Source organism: Streptomyces sp. SID4985, assembly GCF_009863025.1.
In the GTDB taxonomy this organism is placed as follows: Bacteria; Actinomycetota; Actinomycetes; order Streptomycetales; family Streptomycetaceae; genus Streptomyces.
On the sequence record NZ_WWIR01000119.1, the window covers coordinates 1 to 7,683 of the forward strand.

The 7,683-nt window shown below is 73.3% G+C and carries 8 protein-coding genes; 5 read left to right on the plus strand and 3 right to left on the minus strand.

Translation table 11 applies throughout. The features are described 5' to 3' along the window. Nucleotides 1-615, plus strand: a 615-nt coding sequence (locus GTW40_RS04810) for an FAD-binding protein (protein WP_161178890.1), incomplete at its 5' end; no start/stop codon positions are given. 16 nt (nt 616-631) lie between these two features. On the opposite strand, the gene GTW40_RS04815 is transcribed toward GTW40_RS04810, so the two are convergent. Next, a complete protein-coding gene (locus tag GTW40_RS04815) occupies nt 632-979 on the minus strand; it encodes a DUF488 family protein (RefSeq protein WP_202485389.1) in 348 nt (115 codons plus the stop codon). 187 nt (nt 980-1,166) lie between these two features. Between GTW40_RS04815 and GTW40_RS04820 the strand changes: the two genes are divergently transcribed. Next, on the plus strand, nt 1,167-2,591 hold the full coding sequence (locus GTW40_RS04820) for a M1 family metallopeptidase (protein WP_161178891.1): 1,425 nt from the start codon (nt 1,167-1,169) through the stop codon (nt 2,589-2,591). Between the two features lie 24 nt (nt 2,592-2,615). On the opposite strand, the gene GTW40_RS04825 is transcribed toward GTW40_RS04820, so the two are convergent. Continuing rightward, complete coding sequence (locus GTW40_RS04825; protein WP_161178892.1) at nt 2,616-3,836, minus strand: saccharopine dehydrogenase C-terminal domain-containing protein; 1,221 nt, start codon at nt 3,834-3,836, stop codon at nt 2,616-2,618. 130 nt (nt 3,837-3,966) lie between these two features. Here GTW40_RS04825 and GTW40_RS04830 point away from each other — a divergent pair, with 130 nt between their 5' ends. Continuing rightward, on the plus strand, nt 3,967-4,725 hold the full coding sequence (locus GTW40_RS04830) for a TetR/AcrR family transcriptional regulator (RefSeq protein ID WP_161178893.1): 759 nt from the start codon (nt 3,967-3,969) through the stop codon (nt 4,723-4,725). Here the strand turns inward: GTW40_RS04830 and GTW40_RS04835 are convergent. Then, nucleotides 4,691-5,575: a LysR family transcriptional regulator ArgP gene (locus tag GTW40_RS04835; RefSeq protein ID WP_161178894.1), complete on the minus strand. Its 885-nt coding sequence runs from the start codon at nt 5,573-5,575 to the stop codon at nt 4,691-4,693. The genes GTW40_RS04830 and GTW40_RS04835 overlap by 35 nt on opposite strands. Before the next feature lie 77 nt (nt 5,576-5,652). Here GTW40_RS04835 and GTW40_RS04840 point away from each other — a divergent pair, with 77 nt between their 5' ends. Both GTW40_RS04840 and GTW40_RS04845 read left to right on the plus strand, forming a co-directional pair. Then, nucleotides 5,653-6,270, plus strand: coding sequence for a LysE/ArgO family amino acid transporter (locus GTW40_RS04840; RefSeq protein ID WP_161178895.1), 618 nt, complete (start codon nt 5,653-5,655; stop codon nt 6,268-6,270). Nucleotides 6,271-6,432: 162 nt separating this feature from the next. Beyond that, nucleotides 6,433-7,683: MFS transporter (locus GTW40_RS04845; RefSeq protein ID WP_161178896.1), on the plus strand; the 1,251-nt coding region annotated here is incomplete at its 3' end.

Genomic DNA, 7,683 nt, shown 5'->3' on the forward strand with positions numbered 1-7,683 from the left:
AAGGAGTTCGCGCTCTCCGGCTCCGAGCAGAACCCCGACATCACCGCCAAGGACCGCAAGGCCGTGCTGCGCGACCGGCTGCTCGGCAAGGGCGCCCCCGCCCCCGTACAGGCGTTCCTCGACCACGGCGCCGACTTCGTCACCGCCCGCACCCTGGAGGACCTGGTCGGCAAGATGAACGGCCTCACCGGCAAGTCCCTCCTCGACGCCGCCGAGGTGCGCCGCCAGATAGAGGCCCGCGACCTCCAGCTGGCCAACCCCTACAGCAAGGACTCCCAGATCCAGGGCATCCGCAACGCCCGCCGCTACATCGGCGACCGCCTCGGCCGCGTCGCCTCCCCGCACCGCATCCTCGACCCGGAGGCGGGCCCGCTCATCGGCGTACGGCTCAGCGTGCTCACCCGCAAGACCCTCGGCGGCATCCAGACCGACCTGGACTCCCGCGCCCTCGGCCCGGACGGCACCCCGGTCGGCGGCCTGTACGCGGCCGGCGAGGTCGCCGGGTTCGGCGGCGGCGGGGTCCACGGCTACAACGCGCTGGAGGGCACCTTCCTCGGCGGCTGCCTCTTCTCGGGGCGCGCGGCGGGACGGGCGGCGGCGAGGGAGACGGCCTGACGCCTCCTGGGACCGCTCACCGCTGGAGAAGCTCCAGCAGCACCTCCGCCTGGCTGCTCTCCGTGTGCTTCGTCGCCGTGAGCAGCGTGACCGGGCCCTCCTTGACCGACTTCCTGAGGCCGTCGAGCGCCGCGGCGGCCTCGGGAGCGGTCAGCTCCTGCTCGTAGCGGCGCCGGAACTCGTCGAAGGAGCCGCCGTGGTGGTACCAGCGGCGCAGCTCCGTCGAGGGGGTCAGCGCCTTGGGCCACTCGTCCAGGCGAGCCTCCTCCTTGGAGACCCCGCGCGGCCACAGCCGGTCGACCAGCACGCGCAGTCCGTCGTCCGGCTCCGGCGGGTCGTAGATCCGGCGCACACGCACGCTCATGACCGGGCTCCCTCACATAGACGCATAGGCACATAGGCACGGGACGCGTCCCGCGAGCGTACTGCGGGCGCGCCGGGGCCGCCGTACGGATCACGGCGCGTGACTTGACCCGCGCCGGGGCGAAACCGCCGGGCCCCCGGCCCTACCCTGTGGACGAAGCGATCACCGCCACCTCCGAGGAGCGCACGTGACGTCACCCCGCAGATCCGCCGCCCGACGCACCACGGTCCTGCGCCGCGAGGCGGTCCTGCTCACCGCGCCCCTGGTGGTCGCGGCCCTGCTCGGCGCCGCCGCACCCGCCGGGTCCGCGAAGCCGGGCGCACCGGGCGCGGGCGACTCCTACTTCCCGCTCAGCGGCAACGGCGGCTACGACGTGAGCCATTACGGCCTCACCCTGCGCTACGACATCGCCTCCCGGCACCTCGACGGCAAGGCCGTCCTCACCGCCCGCGCCACCCAGAACCTCAGCCGCTTCGACCTCGACCTCAGGGGCCTGACCGTCACCGGCGTCACCGTGGACGGCGCCGCCGCCCGCTTCACCCGCGACGGCCAGGAACTCGTCGTCACCCCGCGCCACGCCCCGCGCAAGGGGCGGGAGTTCCGCGTCACCGTCACCTACCGGGGCACGCCGAAGCCCGTCACCGACCCGGACGGCTCACCCGACGGCTGGATCCCCACCGACGACGGCGCCTTCGTCGCGAACGAGCCGCAGGGCGCCATGACCTGGTTCCCCTCGAACAGCCACCCCAAGGACAAGGCGTCCTACGACTTCACCGTCACCGTGCCCAAGGGGTACACGGCCGTCGCCAACGGCGTGCTGCGCGGACAGAGCACCGTGCACGGCCTGACCACCTTGCGCTGGCACGAGGCCGAGCCCATGGCCGCCTATCTGGCCACGGCGACCGTCGGCAAGTTCCGGACGGAGCAGTACACGACCCGCGACGGGATCAAGGTCTACAACGCCGTCGACGCGCGCGAGGCCAAGAAGGCCGCGCCCGTCCTCAAGCAGCTGCCCTCCGTCCTGGAGTGGGAGAGCAGGCTCTTCGGCCCGTACCCCTTCCGCGCGGCGGGCTCCATCGTGGACCACGCGCCCAGTGTGGGCTACGCCCTGGAGACCCAGACCCGGCCCGTCTACGACTCCGCGCCCGACCTTGCCACCCTCGTCCACGAGAACGCCCACCAGTGGTTCGGCGACTCGGTCTCGCTGACGAGCTGGAAGGACATCTGGCTCAACGAGGGCTTCGCCACCTACGCCGAGTGGCTCTACAGCGAGCAGCACGGCGGCGCGAGCGCCCAGAAGACCTTCGACGCCCTCTACGCCCGCCCGGCCAAGGACGGCCTGTGGGCCTACCCGCCCGGCGACCCGGGCAGCGGCAAGAACATCTTCGGCACCCCCGTGTACGCGCGGGGCGCCATGGCCCTGCACGAGCTGCGCCGGGCCGTCGGCGACAAGACGTTCTTCCGCGTCCTGCGCGCCTGGGCCGACGCCCACCGCGCCGGGCACGGCACCACGGCCGAGTTCATCCGCCTCGCGCAGCGGGAGTCCGGCAAGGACGTGGGCCCGTTGCTGAACACGTGGCTGTACGCCAAGGGCAAGCCCGCCCGCGCCTGAGCGCGCCGCCGGACACCGCTCGCGTCACTGCTCGCGCAGGCCCCACGGCGAGCCGTACGCCGTCAGAAGATCGAGGAACGGGCGGGCCGGGAACGCCTCGGGACCGAGGACACCCCGGCCCGCCCACGCCCCTGTGGCCAGGAGTTCGAGCGCGACGACCGGGTTCACCGCCGTCTGCCACACCACGGCCTGGCAGCCGTACTCCGCCATCGACCACTCGTTGTCGACCACGTGGTACAGGTACACCTCGCGCGGCGCCCCGTCCTTCGTGCCGCGCACCCAGGTGCCCGCGCAGGTCTTGCCGCGCATCCGGTCGCCCAGGGTCGCCGGGTCCGGCAGCCCCGCCGCCACCACGTCACGCGGCGAGACCTCCACCGGTCCGTCCGGGCCGGGCACGGTCACCGGGGCGGTGCGGTCCAGGCCCAGCTGGTGCAGCGTGCGCAGTGTGTCGGTGAACTCGCGGCCGAGCCCGTACTTGAAGGTGACCCGCTCCGCGCCCACCCAGCGCGGCATCAGCAGCACCTCCTCGTGCTCGACGTTCACGCACTCCACCGGGCCGATGCCCTCGGGGAAGTCGAACACCTCGGGCTCGCTGAACGGCTCGGTGGTGAACCAGCCCCGGTCGGACTCGTAGACCACGGGCGGGTTCAGGCACTCCTCGATGGTGGTCCAGATGCTGAAGGACGGGGCGAAGTCCGCGCCCTCCACGGTGAGGTTGGCGCCGTCGCGGACGCCGATCTCCTCGATGGTGTCGAAGAGTTCGTCGGCCGCGTGCCGGGCGAACACGTCCGACAGACCCGGCTCCACGCCCATCCCGACCAGCGCGAGCCGCCCCGCCTCGGCCCACTGCCCGGCGAGCGCGAACTGCTCGTCGCCCAGCTTCACCCCGCACTCCTCGTACGGCCGCTCCGGGTGCGGGCGGGACAGTGACATCGCCATGTCGACATAGGTCGCCCCGGCGCCGTACGCCGCCCGGAACAGCGGCATCACGAACCTGGGGTCGGTGGCGTTCAGCAGCACGTCGCAGCCGTGGCGGGCGAGCAGCGCGGACACCGCAGACTCGTCCCCGGCGTCGACACGGGCGGCCCGGAAACGGCCGCCCTCCTCGCCGAGGGCCGCGACGGCCGCCTCGGCACGGGCGAGGTCGTAGTCGGCCACCACCATCAGGTCGAAGAACGGACGACGGGCCGCGATCCGGGTGACGGCGGTACCCACACCGCCGGCTCCCACGAGCAGTACACGCATGACGGAAAACTCCTGCCTGACACGGACGGAAACGACGACTCGGCAGGCGCGCCTTGGCCCGTATGCAACGCCTCCGTGTGCCGTAAGGTCAATGGTGTTGGCATAAGGACGCCCGCGAGGAGGCTTCGCCGTGCCCAAACCCGTCGTCCCCGAGGAGCGGCGCCGCAGGCGGCGGCCGACGCGCGGCGGCATCGTGCTGTCCGAGGAGCTGATCGTCAGCACCGCCCTGCGGCTGCTGCGCGAGCACGGCAGCACCGGGCTCACCGCCCGCCGCCTCGGCCTCGCGCTCGACTGCGACCCGAGCACGCTCTACCGGTACTTCCGGGGCATGGACGACCTCACCCTCGCCATCGGCGACGCGCTCATCGGGCAGGCCCTGGACGGCTGGGAACGCACCGGCGACTGGCGCACCGACCTGCGCACGATCGGGCTGCGCATCTACGCCGTCTACGTCGACCACCCGCAGGCCGCCGTGCTCACGGCCGGGCGCGTCACCGGGCGCGCCCATGAACTGGCCGCCGACGAGGCCGTGTTGGACGTGCTCGCCGGGGCCGGGTTCTCGCTCCCGGAGACGGTCCGCGTCTACCACGCCTTCATCGACCAGACGCTGGCCTTCGCCGCCCTCGACGCCGCGACCCTGGCCCTGCCGAGCGCCTCCCAGCGCGCCGACGAGGAGCAGTGGCAGTCGACGTACGCCCGGCTGCCCCGCGCCACCCACCCGCGCATCGCGGAGGCCGCCCCGCTGCTGGCCCGGCGGATGATGCACAGCGCCTATCCGACGGCGCTGGAGATGCTGCTGGACAGCGCGGCGGCCAGGCTCGGTGCCGACTCCTCCCGGAGCGCTGTCGCCCCGCTCACCTCCGCAACGCGCCCGCGGCGGTCTCGGTGACCGCCTCCGCCAGTGCCGCGAGGGCGGGGGAGTCCAGCTTCCACTGCTGCCAGTAGAGGGCCACGTCCACCCACACGTCCGGCGCGAGCGGCACCAGGCGTCCGTCGGCCAGGAGCGGCAGCGCCTGCGGCTCCGGGATCAGGCCCCAGCCGAGTCCCGCGACGACCGCCTGGAGGAACCCCTCCGAGGTCGGGATGCGGTGCCGCAGCGTGCCCGCCCCGGTGCCGCCGAGGGAGCGGACGAAGCCGTCCTGGAGCCGGTCCTTGAGGTCGAAGGTCACCACCGGGACCTCGTACAGCGCCTGGGCGAGCGGCCCCTCGGGCAGCCGGGCCGCGAACTCCGGTGCGGCGGCCGGGAGATAGCGCAGCCGGCCGAGCGGGCGCACCGAGCAGCCCGGCACCGGTTCGGGCGCGGTGGTCACCGCCGCCATCACCAGGCCCTCGCGCAGCAGCTCCGCCGTGTGGCCCTCGTCCTCCCGGTGCAGCTCGAAACAGAGCCCGGTCACCTGGGTCAGCGCGCCGAAGAACCAGGTGGCCAGCGAGTCCGCGTTCACCGCGACCGACACGCGCGCGGGCTCCCCGGCCCCGCTCAGCCCCAGCTCACGTCGCGTGTCGCGTTCCAGCCGGGCCAGTTGACGGGCGTACCGCACCAGCACCGCGCCGGATTCGGTCGGCCGCACCGGCTTGGTCCGCCGGAGCAGGACCCGGCCGGTGCGCTGCTCCAGCGCCTTGACCCGCTGGCTCACCGCCGACGGTGTCACATGCAGGGCGGCGGCCGCCGCGTCGAAGGTGCCCTCGTCCACCACGGCCAGCAGCGTCCGTACCTGGTCCAGGGGCAGGTCCGGCATCATGAGAACATCACGAGAGCTAAGGATACGTAAGAATCTTTAGCTGTACGCGCGGTGATCCGTTGCCTAGCGTCGAGGGCATGAACCACGCCCTGACCGCCGCGGCCGCCGGATTCGGTACCGGCCTCTCCCTGATCGTCGCCATCGGCGCCCAGAACGCCTTCGTCCTGCGCCAGGGGATACGCCGCGACGCGATCCTCGCCGTGATCGGCATCTGCGCCCTGTCCGACGCGGTGCTGATCGCGCTCGGCGTCGGCGGGATCGGCGCCCTGGTGACCGCGTGGCCGGACGCGGTGCGCGCCGTCGGGGTGATCGGTGGGCTGTTCCTGATCGGCTACGGCGTCCTCGCCGCCCGCCGGGTCCTGAAGCCCGGCGGCACCGGGCTGCGCGCCGAGGGCGACGCGGCGGGCTCCCGCAGGCGCGCGGTGCTCACCTGCCTCGCCCTGACCTGGCTCAATCCGCACGTCTACCTCGACACCGTCTTCCTGCTCGGCTCGCTCGCCGCCGACCGGGGCCCGCTGCGCTGGACCTTCGGACTCGGCGCGGCCGTCGCCAGCCTGTGCTGGTTCGCCGCCCTCGGCCTCGGCGCCCGGCTGCTCGGCCGCGTCCTGGCCCGGCCCACCGCGTGGCGCGTGCTCGACGGCGTCATCGCCGCCACGATGCTCGGCCTCGGCGCCGCCCTGCTCGCCGGGTACTGAGACCGGGTGCTGAGGCCGAGTGCTGCGACCGCGTACCGAGCACGGCCCGGGCGGTATCCGGCCGGATCGCGAAACGGGTTCGGTCACAGGCGGGAGTTACTGCGATAGTGAGGCCCGAATCGAAAGATGTATCGAGCAACGGATCGAGCGACCAGGAACCCCGTGGACACGAGCGAGAGCAGCAGCACCGACCCAGGAACCGCCACCCCGGCCGCCGAGAACGCCGAGACCGCGCCCGCCGATCCTCCGCCCCGGCACGGATGGCGCCGCTGGGCGATGGACACCCGGCCCCTGCGCATCCCGGCGTACCGGCGCCTGTGGACGTCGACCATCGTCACCGCCGTCGGCAGCCAGCTCACCGCCGTCACCGTACCCAAGCAGATCTACGACATCACCCACTCCTCGGCCTGGGTCGGCTACGCGAGCATCGCGGGCCTGGTGCCCATGGTGGCCTTCGCGCTGTGGGGCGGCGCGGTCGCGGACACCGTGGACCGGCGCAAGCTGATGCTCGTCACCAACACCGGCATCGCCGTCACGTCGCTGCTCTTCTGGGCCCAGGCATTCACCGGACTCGACTCCGTGCCCGTGCTGATGGTGCTGCTCGCCGTCCAGCAGGCGTTCTTCGGGCTCAACTCCCCGGCCCGCAGCGCCTCCGTGGCCCGACTGGTCCCGGAGGCGGAGCTGCCCGCCGCCAACGCGCTCGGCACCACCGTCATGCAGACCGGGCTGGTCGCCGGACCGCTGCTCGCCAGTGCGCTGATGCCGGTCGTCGGCCTGCCCGAGCTGTATCTGATCGACGCCCTCGCGCTGTGCGTCACCGTGTGGGCCGTCTTCCGGCTGCCCGCGCTGCCGCCGCTCGGCGGGACGGCCGCGCGCCGGGCCGGGGTACGCGAGATCGCGGCAGGGTTCCGGTACATCACCGGGCACCAGGTGCTCCTGATGTCCTTCCTCGCGGACATCGTCGCCATGGTCTTCGGCATGCCCCGGGCGCTGTTCCCGGAGCTGGCCGCCGAGACCTACGTCTCCTGGGACCCGGACTTCGCGCTCGGCCTGCTCTTCGCCGCCGTGCCGGTCGGCGCCGTGCTCGGCGGACTGTTCTCCGGCGTGTTCTCCCGGGCGCGCTCCCACGGCTGGATGGTCATCGGCGCCGTCGTCGCCTGGGGCCTGGCCATCGCCGGGTTCGGGCTCAGCGGCAACCTCTGGATGGCCGTCGCCTTCCTGGCCGCCGCGGGCGTGGCCGACATGGTCTCCATGGTCTTCCGGGGCGCGATCCTGCTCTCCGCCGCCACCGACGAGATGCGCGGCCGGATGCAGGGCGTGTTCACCGTCGTCGTCGCGGGCGGCCCGCGCCTCGCGGACGTGCTGCACGGCACGGCGGGCGCGGCCTTCGGCACCCGGGCCGCCGTCGCGGGC

Bases quoted from the DNA above. Each gene is read 5' to 3' on its own strand.
- GTW40_RS04815 (WP_202485389.1), bottom strand. From the start codon at position 979: ATGAGCGTGCGTGTGCGCCGGATCTACGACCCGCCGGAGCCGGACGAC.
- GTW40_RS04825 (WP_161178892.1), bottom strand. From the start codon at position 3,836: ATGCGTGTACTGCTCGTGGGAGCCGGCGGTGTGGGTACCGCCGTCACC.
- GTW40_RS04835 (WP_161178894.1), bottom strand. From the start codon at position 5,575: ATGATGCCGGACCTGCCCCTGGACCAGGTACGGACGCTGCTGGCCGTG.
- GTW40_RS04840 (WP_161178895.1), top strand. From the start codon at position 5,653: ATGAACCACGCCCTGACCGCCGCGGCCGCCGGATTCGGTACCGGCCTC.